The organism is Xenorhabdus sp. PB61.4 (assembly GCF_963894935.1).
GTDB lineage: Bacteria > Pseudomonadota > Gammaproteobacteria > Enterobacterales > Enterobacteriaceae > Xenorhabdus > Xenorhabdus stockiae.
In genome coordinates this window covers 1-25,829 of the sequence record NZ_CAWQJR010000147.1, presented here as the reverse complement: position 1 = coordinate 25,829, position 25,829 = coordinate 1, and the positions used below count along the sequence as shown (strand labels likewise).

10 protein-coding genes are annotated in these 25,829 nt (G+C 42.6%); 9 read left to right on the top strand and 1 reads right to left on the bottom strand.

Features of this window, described 5'->3' with window-relative positions:
- The first annotated feature begins 17 nt into the window (after positions 1–17).
- The 9 genes from AACX68_RS08290 (at position 18) to AACX68_RS08250 (ending at position 25,613) form a co-directional block, all read left to right on the top strand.
- Entirely contained in the window at positions 18–8,939 is an 8,922-nt protein-coding gene (locus AACX68_RS08290; protein ID WP_228858819.1) for a beta-ketoacyl synthase N-terminal-like domain-containing protein, read from the top strand.
- A gap of 23 nt (positions 8,940–8,962) precedes the next feature.
- On the top strand, positions 8,963–16,306 hold the full coding sequence (locus tag AACX68_RS08285) for a non-ribosomal peptide synthetase (protein ID WP_228858818.1): 7,344 nt from the start codon (positions 8,963–8,965) through the stop codon (positions 16,304–16,306).
- Between the two features lie 36 nt (positions 16,307–16,342).
- Positions 16,343–17,080: a DUF2306 domain-containing protein gene (locus AACX68_RS08280; RefSeq protein ID WP_228858817.1), complete on the top strand. Its 738-nt coding sequence runs from the start codon at positions 16,343–16,345 to the stop codon at positions 17,078–17,080.
- A gap of 106 nt (positions 17,081–17,186) precedes the next feature.
- Positions 17,187–19,544, top strand: coding sequence for an efflux RND transporter permease subunit (locus AACX68_RS08275; RefSeq protein ID WP_228858816.1), 2,358 nt, complete (start codon positions 17,187–17,189; stop codon positions 19,542–19,544).
- Between the two features lie 30 nt (positions 19,545–19,574).
- Complete coding sequence (locus tag AACX68_RS08270; RefSeq protein ID WP_228858815.1) at positions 19,575–20,405, top strand: outer membrane lipoprotein-sorting protein; 831 nt, start codon at positions 19,575–19,577, stop codon at positions 20,403–20,405.
- 249 nt (positions 20,406–20,654) lie between these two features.
- Positions 20,655–21,653, top strand: coding sequence for a hypothetical protein (locus AACX68_RS08265; RefSeq protein ID WP_228858814.1), 999 nt, complete (start codon positions 20,655–20,657; stop codon positions 21,651–21,653).
- Positions 21,654–21,673: 20 nt separating this feature from the next.
- Entirely contained in the window at positions 21,674–23,344 is a 1,671-nt protein-coding gene (locus tag AACX68_RS08260) for an amino acid adenylation domain-containing protein (RefSeq protein WP_228858813.1), read from the top strand.
- A gap of 162 nt (positions 23,345–23,506) precedes the next feature.
- Positions 23,507–23,884 carry a VOC family protein gene (locus tag AACX68_RS08255; protein WP_228858812.1) on the top strand — a complete coding sequence of 126 codons (378 nt, stop codon included), beginning with the start codon at positions 23,507–23,509 and terminating at the stop codon, positions 23,882–23,884.
- A gap of 403 nt (positions 23,885–24,287) precedes the next feature.
- Entirely contained in the window at positions 24,288–25,613 is a 1,326-nt protein-coding gene (locus AACX68_RS08250) for a cation:proton antiporter (RefSeq protein ID WP_228858811.1), read from the top strand.
- Positions 25,614–25,745: 132 nt separating this feature from the next.
- On the opposite strand, the gene AACX68_RS08245 is transcribed toward AACX68_RS08250, so the two are convergent.
- Positions 25,746–25,829, bottom strand: an 84-nt coding sequence (locus AACX68_RS08245; RefSeq protein ID WP_228858329.1) for an IS1 family transposase, incomplete at its 5' end; no start/stop codon positions are given.

Here is a 25,829-nt window from a genome sequence, read left to right as displayed (position 1 = left end):
TAATGGATGGCATTTCTATGACCGATAAAATGACTTGGCTATTACAACATCCGTATGCAGAGTTTGTTCTGGGATTGAAAGCGGCATGGGAAGATGACCTGTCTTCTGACGCCTTTAATAATCTGTTTGCTCAAAACTGTGTGTGCCATATGCAGAGTAACGAGTTAAATGATGCTCAGGCGTTTCAGACATTTATTCAGTCAGTCAGGCTGAACACGGCTAATTTAAAACTTATCCCGGAAAGCGTGATTGTTCAGGATGATATTCTGCATCTCTTTCACCGTTGGAAAGCGGATCGCTGGCATGATGAGATTATTTCCGGTGGCGAATATTCAAATTTTTGTCAGATAGCAATACGCATCAATGACGGCAAAATCGTTGAATTATGGCAACAGGTGCAGGACTTTCTTTTTTTGGTTGGCATGCCGCTTTCTGAAGCATGTTTGTCTTACCCCGCCTGGCAACAACGTGTGTTGGTTAACAAAGAAAAAGAGGGTTTGCATGTAGCCTCTGATGAACAGTCCATCCGAATGAGTGAGAAGGCTAAACAGCTTGTTGATTGTGTCTTCAATCAGGGTTCATTGCGCCACATTGACAGCCTGCTACACCCAGAGCTGGTATTTCATAATGGCAATGTCACCGGTCATGGAATTGCTGAATGGAAAAGTTTTATTTACGCATTGCGAACGGCGATAGGAAAGGAGGGAGTTACACTATTTGATGAGTTATTTATTCGCGATGAAAACACCTTAACGTTATTTGTCCGAATGGAATTAACCCAAGCCTCTCCCTTTGTTTTATCCCGCCTGAATGGCATGTTTTGTGTATTAAAGCTGGAGATGGACGAACACCGCATCACGAAAATTCAAACGTATCCTGAGAATTACTTGTTTTTCTTAGGCATTGATTTTCCTCAGCATGAAACGCGTCTTAAACAGCTTTTTCGGGGAAACAGGCTGCCTTTAGAGATAAAAACTCAGCCGAAACATGAAGCCGAGATAAAAATGCCACCGTTCTCTGAATCTGTTCGGAATGAGCAAGTGGCGATTGTTGGGATTGCAGGGCGTTTTCCGCAGGCGGATTCTGTTGATCAGTTCTGGAGAAATCTGCTTGAAGAAAAGTCTGGTTTTTCAGCTTTTCCTGAAGATCGTCCGTGGCTGTCTGCGGGAACAATCATTCGTTCTGCCGGGTTTATTAATGATATTTTCCGGTTTGATGAACAGTATTTCCAGATCCCGCCAGCCGTTGCTCAGTATATGGATCCTCAGCATCGTTTGTTGCTTGAGATTATTAATCAAAGCATTGAAGACAGCGGTCATGCTAATCAGGACGTGAGCGGCGATCGTACTGCGCTGTTTGTTTCAGCTTTAGCTAATGATTACGAAAAGCTGCTGAGAGATAAGGGCGTAGAGGAGAATTTCTACTATTGGGCTGGTAATGAGCCTGCCATGTCATCGGGTAGGATAGCCAGATTCCTTGATATTCAAGGCCCTACCCAATTTATTAATACAGAATGCACGGGAGGCACAACGGCATTGCTGGGAGCGTGTGATTTGATTCGCTCAGGGCAGGTCGATCAGGCTATTGTCAGTGCAAGCAGCCTTTTCCTGCATCCTTACGGTTTTATTGCGCGTGAGGATGGAATTTTGTCGTCCGCGGCAGCACCTGAATTGTTTAGCAAGCGAAGCAAGGGGCAACTCAGGGGAGAAGCGGTCGTCTCTGTGATTGTTAAATCATTGTCGAAAGCACAACAAGATGGAGATGATATCTATGCCATTATCGCGGGTGGCTCGGCAAATAATAGCGGAAGGACATTTTCCCTCATTTCTGCCAATGTTGAACAGCAGGCTAAAACCATCAGTAAAGCCTGGCAAAATTCGGGGGTATCGGCAGATGATTTCTCCGTAATTGAGTGTAACGCATCCGGTGTCAGAGCAGGAGATTTTACAGAAATCACCGCTCTGAAAAAAGTTTTCCTGCCCCATCAGCATATTCATCTCTCCACGGTAAAGGGAGCTATCGGACACACTGAGGCGGTTTCCGGTCTGGTGGCACTGGTGAAAGTTCTGCTGCAATTGCGTCATCAGACCATTATCGGCACTCAGGGACTCAGCGAGATTGATGACAGCTTAGGGTTAGAGGGTTCCGGACTTTATCTCAATCATCATCATCAAAAATGGGACTCCACTATACGGGAAGGGGAGGCGTTACCCAGAATTGCCGGTATTAATTCATTTGCCGGAGGTGGGTATAACACCCATGTCGTGGTTAAGGAATTTATCAGGCAAGAAAATACGAGCGTTAAGCAAGCAACGATGCCGGTGCTAGTCCCGCTGTCATCGCACTCGGAAGCCTCGTTACGCGATCATATTGTGCAGATAAAACGATATTTACAGGAACGGCAGTTACAGAAACAGGAGGTTGATTTAGCGCGTTTGGCATTCACGTTGCAGTCCCGTGAGGCACGGCAATATCGGGTAATTTTAGAAGTATCCCACTTATCTGAGCTGACATCACAACTGGACGGCGTACTTAATGGCGATATTGGTATTAAGAATACCGAGGAGATTCAGCAGGAAGACACATTAAGATCAGTATCCCCTTCCTGCCTTACAGATGAAATAACCACGGAACTGATGCTGCGTTGGTTAAGAGGTGAAGAACCAGACTGGTCACGTTTATGGGGAAATAAACATCCGGTGCGCCTGTCCGGTTTGCCGGTTCGCGCATTTTTAGGTGCTATCCATCGTCCGCCATTTTCCATTGATGAATCGGCTACGCTATCAAATAATGCGCTGAAATCCTGCCAATTCCGGGTCAGCACGGCTGAGTCTTATTTGCATGAACATGTGGTCAACGGGCAAATGATGCTTCCGGGTGTGGTTCATCTTGAATTTGTACGGCATGCAACGACGTTATTGTTGCCAGACTATGCAGCTACAAAACAATTGAGCTTATACAACGTAGGTTGGGCGAAGCCGGCTATCAAGACAGAAGCAGAAACCGCATTGATGCTAACGGTGAATATTAAATCAGAGACATCACCGGAAGAAAAAAACAATATTCATTTTGATGTGACTTCAGGAGATAGTGTTTTAGGAACAGAGACGAGTGAAGAAGAACACCGGCACCCTGATTCTTTGACCGTCGGCAGTATCAGTTTCTCATCATTACAGAACAGCACTTCTCTGGATATTAAACAGTGTCAGCAGTCTTGTCGGGAACGTCGGTTAACCGACGCACAATGTTACAGCGTGCTTGAACTGCTTGGTATTCAGATTGGCAAGAAACATCGTGCTATTCAGGAGATCACAATAGGGAAAAACAGTCACGAAGAGACTGTGGCACTCGCAAGGCTGGCTTTTGTAGCTGATAAAGCCCCGATGTACGAGTTCGCCCATCAATCTATGCCGTTCAAATCAAATCCGTTTATGTACTGTCCTGCCGTGATGGATGGTGCGCTACAGGCTGCTTATTTGGGATTGCTGACACAAGAAGATCTCAAACAGGGCGTAGTCACACCGCTTCCTTTTGCTGTTGATGAAATCCGGTTTATCCGACAGGTTAAAGGTGAGGCATGGGCATGGATGACAAACGTAGCATCGCCTGTATCACCCTCGTTCATCAAGAAAATGGATCTCGTCATCTGTGACAATAACGGTGACATTTGTGTTGAGATTAACGGATTTTCCATTCGGGAATTACGGGCATCTGTAACACCTTCTACTGTAGTGCAAACAGACATTTCACAGATAGAACATGCGCAAAATCAGCCGAGGCCCGAGGACATAATTGGACAGCTAAAAGCGATAATAGGTAAAGAATTAGGTATCCCACCCACACGGTTGCGGACTTCTGAACCTTTAGATAAATATGGTATTGATTCAGCGATTGCCATACAACTGGTTGCGATTTTGGAAAAAACGTTTGGTTCGCTGCCTAAGACCTTATTTTATGAATACAAATGCATTGCCGATATCGCTCAGTATCTGGCTCAAACGGTTACTCACGATGCAGATAAATCCCTCCTTTCTTTGGATCAGAAAAAAGAATCTGATTTAGCCAATCAAGGGCAGAATATCCCTGATAATCGGCTGAACATTGCCATCATCGGGATAAGTGCAAAATATCCGCAATCAGAGAATATCGCCCAAATCTGGGACAATCTGAAACAGGGTAAGCGCTGTATTAGTGAGATCCCACAGAATCGGTGGAATTGGCAGAATTATTATCGCGGAGACAGTCAAAATACGCACCTCAGCAAATGGGGAGGCTTTCTGAGTGGCGTTGATGAATTCGATTTCGCATTTTTCGATATCTCTGAAAGTGAAGCCGCGGCAATGGATCCTCAGGAACGTTTATTCTTGCAGGAAGCGTGGAAAGCAATTGAAGATGCCGGTTACACCCCTGAAACACTGGCCGCTGATGAGAAGAGAGAAAAAAATGGCATAAACGCAGTCGGGGTTTATGTCGGTTCAATGTACAGTGAGTATCAACTGCATGACGTAACATCCGATGACCTGAAACAACCGATTGGATTAGTCGGCAGTCAGGCCAGTATTGCTAACCGGCTTTCTTACTTCATGGATTTTCACGGGCCTAGTATGACGCTGGATGCCATGTGTACCTCTTCAATGGTTGCGATACAGCTTGCCTGTCAGGATCTGAAACAAGGACGTACTCACGCGGCTATCGTCGGCGGCGTTAATTTGACGCTTCATCCTAATAAATACTTAACCCTTAGCCGCAGAAAAATGCTGTCTTCATCGCCTGAGCTTAATAGTTTTGGTGAAGGCAGTCATGGTTATATTCCGGGAGAAGGGATTGGTGTTCTGGTATTAAAAAGATTAGAGGATGCCTTAAATGAAGGTGCGCACATTTATGGCGTGATCCAGGGCTGCGCGGTGAACCAAAACGGAAGATCAAATGGATTTGGTGCTCCGGACCCGAAAGCACAGCAGGTAGTGATTGAGCAGGCCATGACAGAAGCAAAAGTCAACGTGGATGAAATCAGTTACCTCGAAGCACACAGCACAGGCACACGATATGGCGATCTGATTGAAGTTGGTGCATTAACAAAAGTTTTTCAAAAACGAGCAGATAATCATCATCCTGCATGCTTGATAGGTTCGGGAAAACCGAATTTCGGTCATTGTGAAGCCGCGGCCGGAGTTGGCAGTGTTATTAAAGTCCTGCTTCAAATGCAACATAAAATGATTGCGCCAACACTTTATGGTGAAAGGCTGAATCCCGATATTATTTTCGAACAGACACCTTTCTCCGTTAATTCAACATTAATGGAATGGAAACAGCCCGACAGGGAAGGGATGAGCATACCGAGAATCGCCGGAATTTCTTGTTTTGGTGCTGGTGGAACCAATGCCCACCTTATTCTGGAAGAGAGTACACCGCCTGAACTGTCAGAAACAGGGATAAATCTTCCCTGTGCCATTATTCTTTCAGCGAAAACGGTTAGCGCATTGCAGGATCGCGTGAAACAGTTGTATGACTTTCTATCACTGTATCAATTTGAGAACAGAACTCACGAAACTGAACTTTTGCTGATGCGTTTGGCGTTGACCTTACAAATAGGCCGGGAAAATATGCCGGTACGTGTAGGTTTTCTGGTGCAAAATTTGAAGGATTTATGTCAGCAGCTTAAACAGTGTGAATGCAGCAATGAAAATATCATCGCACTCAGCAGTATCGATCAATTTGAAGAACGTGAATGGCAGGAAAAAATTAATGGCTGGCTGGTGGAAAATAACCATCGTGAATTACTCCATGTTTGGTGCAAAGGTGCAAACATCGAATGGCATCGGGTATATCGGGAGCGGTTGCCTGAACGTATAAGCCTGCCAACTTACCCATTTGAACGTCATAAAATTGAATTAAAAGCGATTGAAACAGTACCGTCATTATCGGCCAGCGTACAGACAGCCTGTTTATACGGTGAGGACGGATTCGCTTTTCTTTCCAATCGGACGATAGCGTTTCGGGAAAAAGCTGAACAATTTGTTATCAAGACACTGGAAAACATTATCGAGCATAAAGTCCCGTCTGCGAACACTCCATTTTCAGACTTGCACCTGACATCATTGCATATCGTCCGTTTTCTGGATTTTTGGCAGGTTGTTTTCGGGGTATCTCTCCAATTTACGATTTTTTATGAACAACGAAATGTGAGATCGCTGGTTGATGATTTGATTACCAGCGAATGGATAACAGAAGAACAACTGTTAACAGCGGCAGAATTTTTTCGCTCTTCAACAGAAGAAAACGCAGCGCATACCTTCCCGCTTTCTGAACTGCAAGAGTCATTTGTGATTGGACGGGCGCTCTCCACGTATGGACAGCGTGTGGGCAGCACACTTTATTTTGAACTTCATATTGCACAGGCCATACCGATTAAGCAAATCGAGTCGGCCTGGAATCATTTAGTTGATCATCATGAGTCGCTGCATACAGTTGTTAACAACAATTTTCAGCAACAGGTTCTGGAAGATTATGCTTATTACTCCTTTCCAGTCATTGACTTATCGGAGTATTCAGATTCAGAAAAAACTGATTATCTGACAAACAGCCGGACAACGCTAAATTGTAAGGTGTTTGACTTAGCGTGTTGGCCGTATTTCGAAATCAACGCATTGATATTGGATGCTGAACATACCGTTGTACAAATTGTCTTGGATGAAGTGATCGCTGATGCCGTCAGTGTCTTTTTGCTGGTAGAACAGTTACGTTATATGTCAGAAGATCCTGATTATGAATTACCTGCAACCTATTCTCTGAAGAAATACCTCACTTTAGTTGAACAGATTCGTACCGGTAAACATTTTCAGCAGAGCATGCAGTATTGGGTTGATAAATTAGAGAATATCCCGCCAGGACCTGATCTGAAATATCTTCCGGCACAATATCCTGTAGCGCAGACGGTGCATTGTTTAAGTGCAGAACTGCCCTCTGAATTGTGGTCAGCCATAAAGACACAGGCTGACATGTTGTCCTGTTCAACCGGTGCGATGTTGCTGAGTATTTTTTGTGAAGTACTTCATCAGGTTACGGAACAGTCACGTTTTAGTCTCAATCTGACTAACTTCAATCGATTAGCCATCAATCAGCAGATCAGCGGGCTGGTTGGGTTGTTGGCCAATAGCAATATTTTTGTTTCAGAATGGGAACCGGAAAATACGTTTCAGTCACGGATCATTGCCTGCCAGCAGCAGCTGGATAGAGATGCCAGTCACAGCTTTGTAGGAGCGGTCAATGTACTCAGAAAATTACGACAGAATCCGGCTAAACGTGCAGATATACGCTTATCGGTGGTTTTTACAAATTTAATCTCTGCTGCATTTCAACAACCCAATCCTGAGGATGGCTGGTCTGTTCAACATATGATGAATACAACGCCTCAAGTAGCGTTAGATCATCATGTCTTCGAGGTTAACGGGCGGTTGGTCTATCGCTGGTATGTCGCCCATGCGTTATTGGAACAAGGTTCGGTCGTTGCTTTGTTTGACCTTTATCGTCAAAAACTGATTGACCATGCGCAGTCTATTTCAGAAATCTCTGTTTCAGGTGAGCAAAAAAGGCAGGATTTAGAGAGATTAGAGAAAGAAAAAGCACAGAGCAGCTTTTTTCCTCTGCTTGGCATTCAGAAGGCCTTATATGCTGGGCAAATGATGCCCGCAAAACTGGGTGGAAAAACCTGTTGCTGTCAACTTGAGTTTGATATTGATGTGCTTGATATTTCCCGGTTAACCCGTGCCTGGAATGAAGTTGTTGCTTATCATCCGGTTTTGAGAACGCATTATCTCGCTTCATTGCATCAGAAGGTGTTGGATAACATAGCGGATTATACAATCCTGACCGATAGGGTGATCGGGACAGAAGCAATATTTCATCAGCGATGTCATGCAATACGTAATGAAATGTTGTTGACACGTTATTCAGCAGGAGAATATCCGGGATATCGCCTGCGGGTGTGTACGCTTGAAGGGCAAAAAAATCGACTGTTTATCAATTTTGATTTTGTTCTGATTGATGGGAAAAGTATTTTTCTGATACTTAGCCAATTGTTTAATAAATATAAATCAGAAAATTATCGATTATCGACACAGAACATCACATTTCAGGATGTTGTTCTGCATTATAAGCATCAACAGAATACCGCAAACTGCATAACAGCGAGAGATTACTGGCATGATAAATTCTCCCGGATGAAACAGGGGCTTAATGGATTAACACCATTAGCCCATCAGACATCTCTTCCCGCACCATTGACACAGGTATTATCTTATTATCGTCAGATACAGGCACTGGCTGAAAAGCTGAGTGTTTCTGTTGACAGTATCCTATTGGCAGCTTTCGGTTTCACGCTTTTAAACTGGAATAAGTTAAAAACCGGATCGGATGAACCCATTACCATCGCAGTGGTTTCCTGGGACAGATATGCCGGGGTGCCTGAAACCACAACGGGGGTATTTACCCGTCTTAGCTGGGTAAGTTTTTCAGAGACAGATCAAACCCCAGAACAGCTTATTCTCCGGGTTCAGGCGCAGCTGGATAACGATCGGCATCATGACGTCGTTGATGAACTGGACATGGCAGCGCATTACCCCGATCTGCATTTTCCGATAGTTTACACTTGCCTGCTGGCCTACGGTCCCGATTTTCCTGAACCTGTCTATAGCATTTCCCAAACGCCGGGGGTTGTCTTAGACAATATTCCTACTGTACTCAATACATCCTCTCTTCGCCTCCAGTGGGATGTACTGGAAAGCGGCCGGAATGAATTTTCCTCTGTCTTTCAACAATATTGTGCTTGTCTCAAAAAATGGTTTTTTACGGATGAAATGCTCAATTTTGGGCATCAGGGGAAAGACCTTGCTGATTATGATGTGCGGAACTCTGCAACCGTGGACGGAATGCCATCATGATGAGGAGAAACAGGGGAACTTCTATGGGCGAGAAATGTAATGTTAGTGATCTCAATGAATTCATTGGGATATTAATGGCTGAGCATTCGGTTGATTTCAATCATGACCTGTTTGATCAGGGGATGACATCAAAATCAATCATGCAGGTGCTGATTCGTATTCGGGAACGTTTTGACGTTAATCTTGACCTTGATGAGTTTTTGCATACCCCCACAATGGCCCGCTTGAGCCATTTGATTTGCAGGCAGATTGAGAACAATCAGCAGGATACCGGAAAACCTGTCGTAACAGGCGGTACTTTACAGCAGCTTGAGCAATTAATGGCAGGCAAAGCGCTAAAACCAAATCAGGATTTGTTTGAGCATGGCTTTAGTTCGCTGAATGTCATGGAGCTGGTTTTGGCTGTGAAGAAACAGTTTGATGTAGATATTGAACTGGAGGCATTGCTCGCAAAGCCGACGTTAGAGACGCTGGCCGTGCTGATTGATCAACAAAGCGAACAACCGGTGGCTCGGTGTGAACCGCAATCTGTTTTGCCGGTGGCGGATGAAGAAAAAGAACTGTCTGTACTTTCATCGTTAACAGAAAAACAAGCATTCAAAGAAAGACAATTCAACATTCGTCAATTGGATAGCAATTTTGACACTGTCCGTGCCAAAAAACTCTCATCTGAGGAGTTTCAGCATCACTATAATACCCGACGCACTTTCAGAACATTTGATGATGCGCCAATGCCAAAAGACAGCGTATTGGGATGGCTGAGTGCACTCAACGCCATGCTTATTGACGGCAGTCATCGATATCTCTATCCATCGGCGGGCGGAACCTACAGTATCCAGATTTATGTTGAGATAAAACCCGGCAGAGTGGGAGGATTTTCAACCGGGTTTTATTACTATAATCCGGTTGAACACAAGCTGGATAAAATTTCATCGGATGAATTGCCTCACAGCAGCCATTTTTACTATAACAGACCCTATTATGACAATGCGCATTGCTGCTTATATTTTGTGGTTGAGTACGATGGTATTCGTCCTTTGTATAAAGAAAAAAGTGACTTTTTTGCAGCGATTGAAGTCGGTGCCATTGTCCAACTGCTTGCACAAAAACAAGCGCACTACCCGATTGGTTCCTGCCTGTTATCCGGCGTTGATGAAACCGCTTTAGCTGGCGTGCTGAAGCTCAAAGATAGCCAGAGAACACTTTTAGGCATGGCGTTTGGGCTGGTGGAGAAAACGCAGTTTCAGGAACCTGAGAACAGCAGTACTGAGATGCCGGGGCAGGACATTGCCATTATTGGCGTACAGGGGAAATACCCTGATGCGCCGGATATTGAAACATTCTGGAATAACCTCAAAGATCAGAAAAATTGTTTCTCCAGAGTACCTGATAACCGTTGGGGATCACCGGAATGCTCTGAACATTGGGGAGGATTTTCCCATTCAATTACAGATTTTGATGCTGACTTTTTTGGCATTTCAACGACGGAACGGGAACGGATATCGGCTCAGGAAGCCTGTTTTTTGACAAGTGTTTACGAGCTGCTGGACGGTGCGGGATACAACGGTGAAAATTTGCTGAGTCTGGGGCCGCGTGTAGGCGTTTTCTCCGGTGTGATGTGGAATGATCCTGACGGTTCAGCCGAGGAAACCGGGATATCAGTAGAGTCAGCCAGCCGCTCTACATTCTCATCCATCGTGAACCGGGTATCCTGGTTTTTCAATTGGACTGGGCCAAGCCTCGCCGTAGATACGAGTTGTTCTTCTTCATTAACGTCGATCTATCTTGCCTGTCAGGCGATTGCACAGGGTGACTGCGATGTGGCTGTAGCCGGTGGCATCAATCTTTTTGCCCACGCCACCCATTTTACTAACCTCAAACGATTTAACATGATTTCTGAACGTTGCGATGCTCAGGCGTTTGGAGAAGAAGCAGCGGGAATTATTCCGGGAGAAGGGGTTGGTGTTGTGTTGTTAAAACCACTTTCTCAGGCGGAAGCCGACAACGATCATATTTGGGGGGTGATAAAAGGAGGCAGTATTGCCCATAGTGGCAGAGTGTCGGGCTATGGTGTTCCTTCAACAAAACAGCAGAGTGAATTGCTCAACAGCACATTACAGAAAACAGGCTATGATGCAGACGCTGTCGATTATATTGAAGCCGCAGCAGCCGGCACGGTATTCGGTGATGCTTCAGAAATCCGCGCTATACAGACCGCCTTTGCGGAACGTCATACACCTCTGTTTGTCGGTACGCTAAAGCCGAATATCGGGCACCTTGAATCCGCCTCAGGGATATCACAATTAACGAAAGTCCTGTTGCAAATGAAGTATGGGTATTTATTGCCCGTCATGCCCTATAAGACGCTGAGTCCACTGATAAAACTGGATAACAGCCCGGTCAGTATTGTGACTGAACAACGTCAATGGCAGGGAACCCGGCAACATCCCAAACTGGCGATGGTGAATAGCTTTGGCAGTACAGGCTCTTATGCCAACCTCCTGCTGCAAAGCTATCATCCGTCAGAGCAGTCTTTGCAGGATAACGCGAATATCAGCCTGCCGGAATTGTTTGTTCTGTCCGCGAAATCACCGGATAGTCTGCGACGCTATGCGCAATGCTGGGTACATTTTTTTGAATCGGCATTGAAAAATAACCGGGAAATACCGCTGCAACAACTATTTGCCGTGACCCAGTCAGGACGGGAGCACTTTAATCAACGTTTAGCCATTCCTGTCAGCTCAGTATCTGAGCTGCTTAAAAAGCTGAAACGATGGATTGCAGATGGCACCGGAACCGATATTTATCAAGGTAGTATTTCAGGTGCTGGCATAGCCGAACAAGAGAGTTTGTTCTTCAATCCAGAGCAGAATCATAAAATTGCAGATGCGTGGGTAAAAGGCCAATGGCAGAACTGGAGGCAGTTTCACAGGGATGAACCGCTTCCCAAAATGCCACTGCCTGTTTATCCGTTCTATCAATCGCATCACAACTCGCCGCTCATGACCACGCAACCGGGTGAGCCAGCGATTGATCATCACCTGTCAACAGGCAACCTTCCACCATCACAGGACGCAGGCGAGAGTTCTCTCAGTATAAAAGAACTTCTGCTTTCTCTGATTGCCCGCATATTGCAACAACCTTTAGAACAAATTGATGGCAGCATGAGCCTGTTTGCATTGGGAATGTCATCATCTCAGGCGGTCAAGTTTGTACGGATGGTGGAATTACAGACGGGTATGAGTCTTCCGATTGCGATCCTACTGGAGAAAAATTCAGTGACTGAGCTGTCAGATTATCTGACGGCGCAATATGGTGAAATACAGTATGGTGAAATACAGACGAATGACATAGCGACATCCGAATTTCAGGAACCCATTCAGGCCGTACAGACTCAGGCGAACAATGTTCCTGTTTCTGTCGGGCAGACAAGAAAACCGGAAACCTATCCGTTATCCGAAGGTCAACAGGGATTATGGGTTCTCCATAAACACGCGCCTCAAAATAGTGCCTATAACTGCCCGGTCTGTTTTCGGGTCAATGGCCGGATAGATCCGTATTTATTTCAACAGGCGTTAGATTTACTGGTCAGGCGCTATCCCATACTGGCCACGACGGTATTCGAAGAGGAAGGGCTTCCTTATTTATTCAATAATCCCCAAAGTGCATTAAGGGTGAATGTTGCAACAGAACTGTCATTGACTGAGAAGGAACTTGAAGCCTATCTGTCGGAGAAGATCAGCCAGCCTTTTGATTTTGACAGCGATGCCCTGTTACGGGTCAACTTGCTGCATCTGTCTGAAAAAGAAACCATCATTTTATTGTGTGCACATCATATTGTTGTGGATGCTATTTCAGTTAATCCAATGGTTTCTGCGTTATTCAACTTTTACCACCAATTATCAGTGGATAAGCCACCTGTCGTTGAGACAGGGAAGGACAATTGGTACGACTTTGTAATGCATGAACAGGCACTTTTGCAAAGTAACGAAGGAAAACGTCGGTTAGATTATTGGAAGAAGACACTGGCTGACGCGCCTGTTTCCACCAAATTACTGGCGGACAGTTCATACCTGAATGTTGAGAAATATAAAGGTGAAACACTGACTCGGACGTTATCCTCCCATTTATCCGCAAAGTTAAAAACCTTCGCCGGTACACATTCAGTTTACCTGTCATCCGTTTTTTTGAGCTTGTTTCAGTTAGTTATCCATCGTTTTACCCGACAGGACGATATTGTCATTGGTATGCCGACAGATGCCAGAACAGAAGAACATCAGCGGGAAGAGGTCGGCTATTATGTTTATCCGATTCCTGTCCGCAGCCAGCTTTCGCAGGATATTAGCTATCCGGAGTATCTGAGAACGTTACAACAGACCGTACTGGATGGTTTAGCCCATGCTTTACCTTTTCCGGTGTTGGTAAGAACCTTAAATTTGACTCAGAGTATGGATGATTCGCCTCTGTTTCAGATGGCTTTTGTCTATCAACAAGCTATGCCGCAGAAGGAATCTCAGGCTTTAGGTAAGCGGATATCAGCAGAACATTTAACGCAATATTCTCAGACCGGAGAATATGAGTTTATGTTAGAAGTCGTTGAAGCAGCAGAAACCTTCACACTAAACGTCAAATACAACCCGTCTTTATATCGTCAGTCAACCGCACTGAGTGTGCTTGAACACTTAGTGAGGTTATTGCAGGAAGTTATTGAACAGCCTGCACGGAAACTCATTGATTTTCCCCTGATGGATCAAAAAGAGTCAGTGCAAATCCTTGAAGAATGGAATCGTACCGCCGTTAATCTGGGGGAAGCGTGTTGCGTTCATGAACTGTTTGAGCAACAGGCAGCAAAAACACCGGAAGCAGTAGCCGTGATATTTGAAGATGTCACCTTAACTTATCAGGCCCTCAATGTAAAAGCCGACCAACTGGCGTGTTGCTTGCAGGAGCTGGGCGTTGAAGCAGGAACACGGGTCGGTATCTGCATGGAGCGCTCCGTGGAAATGATAGTGGGTTTATTGGGTATCTTAAAAGCCGGTGGGGCTTATGTGCCTCTTGAACCCGGTTATCCTTCCCAACGTTTGGCTTATATCCTGAAAGATTCCGGGCCTTCAGTTGTATTAACGCAGGAGCAGCACAAATCGATTTTTACCCACTTCAATGGGAAACTTGTGTTTTTAAATGCCCGGCGCACCGAATTGCATTCTCACCATGTTTTGCCGAATTCAGTGGGAAACACGCCGGATAACCTTTGTTATGTATTGTATACATCAGGTTCGACAGGAACGCCCAAAGGGTGCATGTTGCCACATTCCGCTATCGTCAACCGGCTTCGCTGGATGCAGGATAAATATCGGCTGAACGTCACAGATAATGTCCTGCAAAAAACACCCTATAGCTTTGATGTCTCTGTGTGGGAATTTTTCTGGCCATTAATGTCTGGTGCGACACTGGTTTTTGCCGTTCCGGAAGGCCATAAAGATCCTGATTATCTTATCAGGCTGATTAGAGAACAGCAGATCACAACCTGCCATTTTGTTCCTTCTATGCTGAATGTTTTCATCAATACGCGAGGCAGCGATAAATGTGTTTCATTAGCGCGTATTTTTACCAGCGGAGAAGCACTGCCGTATAGCGTACTGGAGCGTGTCAATCAGAAATTGCAGGTCAAACTCCATAATCTCTATGGTCCAACCGAAGCCGCCATTGATGTCAGTTATTGGGAAGCGGAAAAACGGAAAGATAAAAAAACGCTGATAGGCAAACCCATTGCCAATACTCAACTCTATATTGTCGATGATCGTATGAATCTTTTGCCGGTTGGCGCACCGGGGGAATTATTAATCGGCGGTGCCGGTCTGGCAAAAGGGTATTTAAATTTACCGGAACTGACGGCGAATTGTTTCATTCCTCATCCGTTCTCCTGTGATCCGACAGAAAAAGTCTACCGCACAGGCGACCTTGCCAGATGGTCAGTGGATGGCAATATTGAATTTTTGGGCAGGATTGATACTCAAGTTAAGGTCAGAGGATTCCGTATTGAATTGGGAGAAATTGAAGAATGCCTGAAAAGTTGTGATGGAGTTAAAGCCTGCGCTGTTCTTTTAAAGGAAGATGCGCACACCGGTAATTTCATTAGTGCTTATGTCGTGTTGTACCAAAACGTGACGCTTTCCATCAAGGAACTGAATGCTTTTCTGAAACAGCGTGTACCGGATTTTATGATTCCTGCACAGATAAATATATTGGATGAATTGCCGGTTACAAGTAATGGAAAACTCGACAGAAAAGCACTGTCTGCATTAGAGACAATCCCACTATCCGATAAAGAGTTTATTGCACCATCTTCTGCTATTGAGCAGCAACTGGCAGATATTTGGAGAGATGTTCTAAATCGGACGCAAATTGGTACTAACGATAATTTCTTTGAAATAGGAGGAAATTCGTTAACTGCAATCACACTTCTGTCCCGAGTTCAGGATGCCTTTCCTGAAAATAAACTGTCTTTAATCCCATTTTATCAGGCACCCACGATCACAGGAATGATGCCCTATTTATCCGGCATGGGAAGCGCAGAAGCTGCAAATGCAGAAAAGGGATTTTTGTCGTTGTTGCACCGAAGTCAGGAAGAGGAGCAGATAACACTGGTTTGTGTGCCTTATGCGGGCGCTGCTGCGACGGTCTATCAGCCATTGGCACAGGCATTAGCGCAAAAGAATGCCGGCTATTCAGTGTATGGCGTCACTGCCCCCGGTAATGCATTTGGTAGCAGGCACGAAGAAACCGATATGGATTACAACATGCTCGCTGAATTGTGCGCTAGAGAGATAGTGGAACACGTTTCAGGGAAAGTTGCCATTTATGGTCACTGTGTTGGCAGTTATCTGGCACTGGAGATTGCCCGTAGGCTGGAATTAAAGGGAAAACCCGCCGAGTTTTTAGTGACGGCGGCTGCTTTCCCGTTACCCCGAATTATTCGCTATTTGCCTCTTAATGACCGATGGAAACATAAAAGCGATGAATCCTTATTACAGCTACTTAAAAAATGGGGCATCCCCACGGATGGGAAGCTGGAAGATTCTGTTGCCCGCTTTTTAGTCTCCCGTTTCAGGAAAGATGCAAAACTGGCTTATCAATACGAGAAAAAACGGGGTGATTGGCGGATAAAAACGCCGTTGGTGAATTTAGTCAGTAAGCAGGATCCTTTAACCAAAAAATACGCCTCACAGTATCTGAAATGGAAACGGTGTGCTCATGAAGTCAGTTTGATCACGTTAGAAGAGGGTCATCACTATTTCATTACAACCTATCCAGAGCTGGTAGCCGATGTGATTGAGCAGCTCACACTCAACCCTGACATCCTGTAATCGTAGATCATTGGTAAAACGTAAGAAGGAATCAATATGAAATTACAGAACAAGATACTGGTTCGATTCTGCTGGTCATGGATCGCGTTGGTGTGCCTGGGGACAATCATCCACGGCATCTATCGGACCTGGTGGATTACGGAGGGGGTTAGCGGAAATTTACAGCCTAACCTGTTAAATCCGGATCAGGCGAATGATATGGGATATATAAAACATCATCTTATGTCCTATATGCATCTGACTACCGGTATTGTGCTTTATGTTTTAGGGCCTCTTCAGTTTGTTGATCGCATCAGACGAAAATGGCCGAAATTGCATAAATGGTCAGGATATTGCTTCTTTATCACCATCATAGTGGTGGGAATAACCGGAATTTTAATGGCGATTCTGTTTCCCGTCGGCGGGACGTCAGAAACATCGTCATCAATTTTGTTTTCTCTGGTCATGATCTTCTGCGTCTTAAGATCTATCACAATGATTTTAAATAGGAAGGTCGAGCTTCATCGCCAGTGGATGATCCGAACTTATATGATCTCACTGGGGCCTGCCACGATGCATGCCATTATTCCACTTTTTATCCAGATCGGTGGAAAAGACATTGGTGAAGCGCTGTCACTGTCATTGTGGATTGGATTCACTATTCATCTCATTTTAGCCGAGGTTTGGATCCACAACTCACGGCTACCAGAAAAGGGACAATCCACCGAATCGAAAAAACGGAAGACTGCCGTTCCGACTCCGGTATCTCAGGAAAGATACGAAATTACACTTTGATTTGTCGTTATTAGGTTGTTGTTATCCCTGTAGGTGTGCCTACAGGGAAAGCTGGATGCTGTTGTGTGATGATTTATTAACCTTTACGTCTATATAAGGGCAGGGCATGAAATCTTCTAATTGGGTAGATAGTGTTGCATCAGGCTATGCACGCTGGGTGGTGCAAAGGCGTTATCTCAATCTTATTTTGGTCTGCATTGCAGTGTTTTTTACCTTCAAAGGTATGGAAAATCTGGCATTTACCAGTAGTTATAAAGTTTTTTTCAGTCGGGAAAACCCATTTCTGAATTCGTATGAGTCAATGCAGAAAACCTACAGTAATGGTGACAGCGCGTTGATTGTACTGGCACCGAAGGATGGCAATGTTTTCAGTCAACGGTTTCTTTCTATCGTTGAAAAGCTAACAGAGGATGCATGGCAGGTTCCAAATGCGTATCGCGTTGATTCTATAACTAATTTTCAGTCAACTAAAGCAGATGATGACAATCTGGAAATCAGGAAACTGGTTCCTGATGCGGCAAAATTAACAGAACGTAGCTTGTCGGAAATCAAGAAGATAGCGCTGAATGAGCCTCTGTTAATCAAACGCATCATTTCTGAAAACGGTGATGTGACCGCAGTCAATGTGTCTGTGCGTTTACCGGACGGAGATGACAAAATTGTCGCTGAAGTCGCAGAGTCTGTGCGCAAACTGAAAAGCCAGTATATGAAGATGTACCCGGATGTTGATATTCATCTCACCGGAGTGGCGATGATGTCAAATGCCTTTCCTGAAATCAGTATGCAGGAAATGTCAAAAACCATCCCCATCGTGTTTCTGGTTGTACTTATCCTGTGTTTTATGGTGTTGAGATCATTCAGTGCGACCTTTGTCGTCTGTCTAGTGATCGTTTTCTCTATTATTGCCGCATTGGGGGCTGCCGGATACCTCGGCATAAAATTAACTCAGGTTTCCGCTAATGTGCCGATCATTGTCATGACGTTGGCGGTTGTTGACAGTATCCATATTTTAGTGACCATTATTCATCGCATGAAGCAGGGAGACAGCAAACATGATGCAATTAAGGAAAGTTTGCGGGTTAATCTCTCCCCTGTTGTGATTACCAGTGTGACTACTGCTGTCGGATTTTTAGGTTTGAACCTGAGCGATGCACCGCCTTTTCATGACTTGGGCAATATGACGGCGATAGGCATGGGAGCTGCACTATTTTATGCCTTATTTTTACTGCCTGCGTTGATTGCTGTTCTACCTGTCAGAGTGAAACCCGGTGTACAGAAAACGCAGTTCTCCCTTGCATTTCTGGCGAACTGGATTATCGATAACAGGCGAAAATTACAGTTTGGTATTGTGGCGTTCGGGCTTGTTATGCTGACCTTTATACCCAGACTGACCGTTGATGAAAATTTTGTTAAAAACTTTGCCAAAGGACTTGAAATCAGGGATGACTCTGACTTTACCCAGGATCATCTAACGGGACTTTTCAATATGGAGTTTTCGTTAGGTGCAGGGAAAGAAGGCGGAATTAATGAGCCTGAATATATGGCAAAAGTGGATGAGTTTGCTAATTGGTCACGTGCTCAGCCTGGCATCATGAATGTTAATGTAATCACTGATACTGTGAAGCGTATTAACCGGAGTATGAATGGGGATAATGCGGCTTACTATAAGTTGCCGACAGATAGAGAAGCCATTGCTCAGTACCTGTTGCTTTATGAAATGTCTCTTCCTTTGGGGTTGGATATGAACGATCAGATTGATGTCAGACGTTCTGCAACCAAAATGACGGTGACTTTCTCTGACTTAAGTACCTTTGAAATGCAAAGGATAAAAGAGGCACATGAAAAATGGCTTATCAATAATGCACCTTCATCCATGCATACTCATGCTGCCAGCGCCTCTTTAATGTATACCTACCTGATGAACACCAATATTAAAGGGCTATTGATAGGTACCCTGATCTCGTTTCTGATTATTACTCTCTGTTTAGGCATTGTTTTCCGTAGTGCAAAATATGCATTGATTAGCATGCTACCTAATATATTGCCCATTTTTATGGCCTTCGGCTTATGGAGCATTATTGATGGGGTAGTGGGGCTTGCGGCGGCAACTATCGCGACCATGACATTAGGTATTGTTGTCGATAGCACCGTTTACTTTGTTTACAAATACCTTCGTGCTCGTCGTGAACACAACATGACGCCAGAGGATGCTGTACGTTACTCCTTCTCAACGGTTGGTATCGCTCTACTATCAACCAGCATCATTTTTATCTGTGGCTTTGGCTCGATGATGCACTCAGATTTCTTAATGAACGCACAAATGGGAATTTTTACCGTCATGACTGTAATTTTTGCCCTCTTGCTTGATTTCTTTTTATTGCCGGCATTGTTGATAGCAATAGACGATAAAACTAAGAAAAATAAACCCGCCGTACCTGATGAACCTATGATGGTAAAAATATAACGATATTACAGCATTGGTATTAAACGAATAATGAGCCTGATTTTAGGAGAAAATATAATGAAAAAATGTTTTGCCAGAATAAAAGAATTCTCGTTGGCATATCTATTTATTTTAGGTTTGCTCAGTTTCCCCACATTAGCTTCAGAAGAACGGGGGAAAGAAATCCTGCAAGAGGCTATCGCCAGAGATAACGGTTTCGGTGATACGATCACTGATCTCAAAATGACGTTATTAAATGCGGAAGGTCAGGAAAGTCACCGTTATTTAAAAATTAATACGCTAGAAGTGTCAGGGGATGGCGACAAATTATTAACTTTTTTTGAGCAGCCCAGAGATATAAAAGGAACAGCCTTATTAGCCTTTACACATTTAGATCGGGATGATGAACAATGGATATATTTGCCTGCATCACGACGGGTAAAACGTATTTCTTCCAGTAATAAATCGGGATCTTTTATGGGAAGCGAATTTGCTTATGAAGATTTGGCTTCTGAAGAGATAGAGAAATACAAAATGTACAATTATCTGGGTGAAAAACCGTGTGGACAACAAATCTGCTTTATTGTTGAGAGAAAACCCGTTGATAAAGAATCAGGATATGTCCGGCAGATTGTGTGGATAGATAAAGACTTCTACCGGTTTATCAGAATTGATTATTACGATCGTCGTAATGCATTGTTAAAAACAAGAACATTCGATGATTATCAATTCTATATGGATAAGTATTGGCGTTCATTAAACATGACGATGAAGAATCATCAATCAAATAAGATAACGAAATTGTCTGTGAGAAATATCCAATTTCAGACGGGTTTAACCGAGCGGGATTTTGATATTGCTGCGTTGAAGAGAACGAGATAGTACCCGGAGGTACAAACAATGCGGTCAATAATAAGGACGAAGAGGTGCATTATTTCACAGCTGGTCAGTGCGTTGACCATGTTCGTTTGTTGGAATGTATCTGCTGGAAAACTGGATGTCTCTGTCGGATGGGAACAGCGGGTTTTCTTTGAGAAGGGCTTATCCAATAAACAGGAAAGGGAAAGCCATTCCTTTCAGGCAGGAGGTAAATACTTTACGGAGTGGGATAGTGATAAGCAGCACATCGTTATGGATGCTCTGTATCGAAAAGACTCCAGTAGCAATAACAGAGAACCTTTTGAGCCACGAGATTTATATTGGGGATATATCCATAATTCATGGGAACTTTATGCGGGTTTCAGGAAAGTATTTTGGGGTGTGACAGAGTTTAGTCACCCGGTGGATATTATTAATCAGTCAGATTTGGTCGATGATCCTTTTGGAAACGAAAAGCTTGGTCAGCCAATGATTAATTTAACCAAAGTACATGACTGGGGTATTTTTGATCTGTTTCTGCTTACTGGATTTAGGGAGAGAACATTCCCCGGACATACAGCAAGGTTACGTGCTGAATTAAATATTGATACGCGAAATGCCGTTTATCAGCATGCGAATAAAAGATCAAAGCTGGATTTTGCTGTGCGCAGCCATCATACATTAGGTAATGTTGATTTAGGGTTATCTTACTTTAATGGTACTGAACGTACACCGGAATTTTTTTTAAATAGCGACCATCAACTGGTTCCCTATTATGGGCAGATTCAGCAAATTGGTTTGGAATACCAATGGAACATTAATAATTGGATTATTAAATGGGAAGGTGCTTATAGGGAAAAAGACCGTAACTTTTCGAAAAGTCCTAAAACCTCATTTTTAGTTTATTCGGGTGGTTTGGAATATACCCAATACGGCGTTTTAGGAAGCGGTGCTAATTTAATATTTTTTCTGGAATATATGAAAGACACCCGCAATAAATTTTCAGATACACCTTTTGGGAATGATGTTTTTGCTGGTATTCAATTTTCTGCAAATGATGAACAGGACTCAGTTTTGTTTTTAGGTGTGACTCAGGACATGCACTATGGTTCCAGAGCATGGACAGTTAATGGTAGTCGCCGACTGGGAGATAATTTCAAATTATCATTGAATGGGGCCATTTTTGAAAATTTAAATGCCGAAGATCTTTTATATGGCTTCCGTAATGAAAGTTATATTGGAATGAAATTCATCTATTTTTTTGGTATTTAGAGTTTATTAAAAGGTTAAAAATGGATAAAGATAACTTGAATATGCCTGAAGGTTTTCAACAGGAAATATTATCGGAATTACTTGGTTTAAGTTCTGCAAGGAATAATTCTGAGGTTCTGGATGAGATATTAATCAAGCATGATTTAGATAATGTTTCATTGGTTTCATGGTTTGAATCAGTTGTTGAACACTATGATAAAAAAACAGCATTAATATTAAATCAGGAGAGAATGAGTTATGGTGAACTGAATAGAAGAGCAAATGCAGTTGCACATTATTTACTTGAAAAAGCACCGGAAAGCAAATGCATAGGTATCTTTTTAGAACCCTCATTCGAAATGGTGATCAGTATCATAGGAATATTAAAAGCAGGTTATGCCTATTTGCCATTGGATATTAATAATGCGAGTGAGAGAGTAAGATCTATTCTTAATGATGCAAAACCAGATATTGTCATCACAAATGGCTTATACCTGAAAGTATTATCTGACTTTGTGGTTGAGACTTTTTGTTTTGATCGTGATTATCCGTCACTTTTACCTTCATGGGAAGCCAATCCGGAAAAAGAAGTGAAGGGTAAACAATGGGCTTATATTATTTATACCTCTGGTTCAACGGGAGAGCCTAAGGGCGTAACAATCGCACATTACAATGTCATTCATCTATTCCGTGCAGCCGAAAAACGGTTTAATTTTTCGGATAAGGATGTCTGGACTTGTTTTCATTCGATAGCATTTGATTTCTCCGTTTGGGAAATTTGGGGTGCGCTTTTGAAAGGAGGAATGTTGGTATTGGTGCCTTATAATATCAGTAGGAATCCACCCAAATTTTATGAATTATTGGTACGTGAAAAAGTCACGGTATTAAATCAAACACCAACAGCATTTAGGTTACTGATGCAAACCGATGACTATATGTCAGACAAAACAGAATCTCTCAGCCTGCGTTACGTTATCTTTGGTGGAGAAATGTTGAATGTATCGGGCCTCCGTCAATGGATAGATAAGTACGGGTATGAACAACCTGCATTAATAAATATGTATGGTATTACCGAAACCACAGTACATGTGACCTTTCATCAGGTTAAACCCGATGATTTGGACTGTAATATAAGCCCTATTGGATTACCTTTGCCCGGTGTGACCATCCATTTATTAAATGAAGCCGGGGAGCCAGTAAAAGAAAATCAGACTGGGGAGATGTATATTGCAGGTTTAGGTGTTGCTAATGGCTATTTAAATCGTCCGGAGTTAAGTCGTCAGAAATTCGTCCCTGATACCTTTGAAAGATTAGCTTCAAATTTATATCGTACCGGGGATCTTGCTCGATATAGAGAAAATGGAGAATTATATTATTTGGGGCGTATCGATAATCAGATTCAAATCAGAGGTTTTCGGGTTGAATTGGGTGAAATTGAGTCCGCAATGCGAAAATTAAGTTTTGTTAAGGATGCTATCGCCACAATCTATCGACAGGAACCTAATGAATTAAAAATTGTTGTCGTATATCAATCTAATAAAGCTGATAAGATTCAGCATAAAGAAATCAGACAGTTATTAAAAGAATATCTTCCTGATTATATGCTACCCGATTTTACAAAACGCGTTGTGGAATTTCCGATGAATAAAAACGGAAAGTTGGACTTGAATCAGATTGGATGGGGTAAAGATGAAATAAATGACAATAAGTAATTTAAACTTACAGTGATTATAATGGCCGGATATTAAATTAAGCTTTTCCTTGTTCTGTTTTTATCATCAAGTTATAGAATGGAGTAATTAATTGCGGTTTTTGCTTTCCTCCAATAAAATCAATTTTGATTTTTGTAAAAAATAGAACATGGGAGAGTAAAAATGATTGGTTATATTACATTAGGCACGAATGATTTTTCCCGTGCAGCGACATTTTACGATGAGCTGCTTGTCGAGCTTAATGCTAAACGTGTTATGGAAACACCGACTTTTATTGCCTGGGGCCCGGATTTTAATGTGACGAATTTGTGCATTATTAAACCATTTGATGGTAATCCGGCTACGGTGAGCAATGGTGGAATGATCGCGCTCAATGTTGATAGTCAGGAGAAAGTTAATGCAGTGTATAACAAAGCGATTGCTCTGGGAGCAATAGATGAAGGAAAACCGGGACTTCGTGGCGATCATGGTTTTTATGCTGCCTATTTTAGAGATCTTGATGGTAATAAATTAAATGTCTTCTGTATGTTACAGGGATAATCTCTATTACTAATATGTACACAGGCAACTTTATTATAGTTGCCTGAAATAATTAAATTAATTTAATTAGGAGAATCGGGATTTAAAAAATAAGATAAAGGTATATAGATAAATATTTTAATCGCTAACAGTTATCTAATCATATTTTAAAATTTAATTAATTTTAAATGACGGGATGATATTGTTTTTTAGTGTTGATTGATTCTTGGGGTTTTTATTTAAAAATGAAAATTTAATAATTTAAATTTCAAACCTTGATTGGCTTTTATATGAAATACATCACCACTATTCCTAGTGGAGGTTATTTGTATGTTTTTTATATATTCCATTCAATAATGGTTTTTGTGTGAACTAATGGTTTTGATGCCTTTATTACATTTAACATTAAATGGAATTTATTAGTATGAATGAAAAAAACAATATACTCATTGACTCATTGGTCAATGAGGGAACATCCGCTGTGGGTTCTTCAGCTGAAGAGATTTTATTGAAGTTGCTATATCAGCTAATCATCATATTTATAGTTACACGAATATTTGTTTGGATTAGCCGTTCTTTTTTAGGGCAAACGACAGTTGCAGGAGAGATATTAGCCGGTCTGGCTTTAGGGCCAAGCGTGGCAGGTGCATTATTTCCGGAATTGATGGGAGGTATTTTCCCAAAAGAAAGCTCAACTATTTTTATCGGAATTGCCCAGATTGGACTTATTTTACTAATGTTTGAAATAGGACTTGAATTTGAATTTGGAGAGAAGCTAAAGAAAAGTCGATTTTCGGTTGCTGTAATAAGTATGGCGGGTATTTTTTTGCCCTTTACGGTCGGTTTTTTTTCTGCTGAATGGATATGGAACTCAATTATAACACCTCGTCCAGATAAAATAGCGTTCCAATTATTTTTTGCTTTAGCACTATCGATTACGGCTATTCCTGTATTGGGAAGAATTTTTATGGAACTGGGGCTGGCTCATACGCGAACAGCAGCCTTAATAATCGGTGCTGCTGCAATTGATGATATAATCGGCTGGATATTGTTGGGTGCTATATTGACACTCTTTATTTCCGATTATCAGTTTGATCAATTCATGTTTAACATGTTTGGCATAGTTATTTATATCATATTGGTATTTTTAATTGTCAGGCCACTTCTGCGTAGTTGGCTGTCTTCGAGGTTAAAAAAAGAAAAACGGCTCAGCCATCCTGTTATGGCGTACATAATTATTGTTCTGTTTTTATCGGCTTTAGTAACGAGTTATCTGGGAGTCTTCGCCCTAATCGGTAGTTTTGCTATTGGTATTGTGTTACATGACAACAGAGAGTTTGTTGTACGCTGGAAAGAAAGCATTGGCAGTCTGGTACATGTATTTTTTCTCCCGATATTTTTTACGTACACAGGGCTTCGTACAGACATAGGTAGTTTGAGCGGCTCCGACGAATGGATGATATGTATATTCATCTGTTTAGTAGCATTTGTGACAAAGTTTGGGGGAACCTATATTGCAAGTAGGCTATTAGGTGAAAATCGTCGTATTGCTGCAACTATTGGTATTTCAATGAACACAAGAGCCCTAATGGAACTTATTGTTCTAAATATTGGTTATGATTTAGGTATCTTGCCACCTAATATTTTTACTATGCTAGTAATTATGGCGATTTTAAGTACTTTTATTACAACACCTTTGATCCGCTGGTTAATGAGTAGCAAAAAGTTACCTAGTTCTGAAATACGTTGACATTTATTAACACCTGATGATGCATTTCATCAGGCGTTTTTATTGTATATAAAATTCCCCCTGAGAAAAATGTAGTGGTATAAGGATCTCGGACACCTCAAAAGCCGGTCATGCTTCCAATAGTTAGATCTCTTATGAAATATAGTATTCACGCTCAATGAACGTCCCGACCACTTTGTCATGCATCTCTTCGGATTTGGAATAACCTATTGTTTT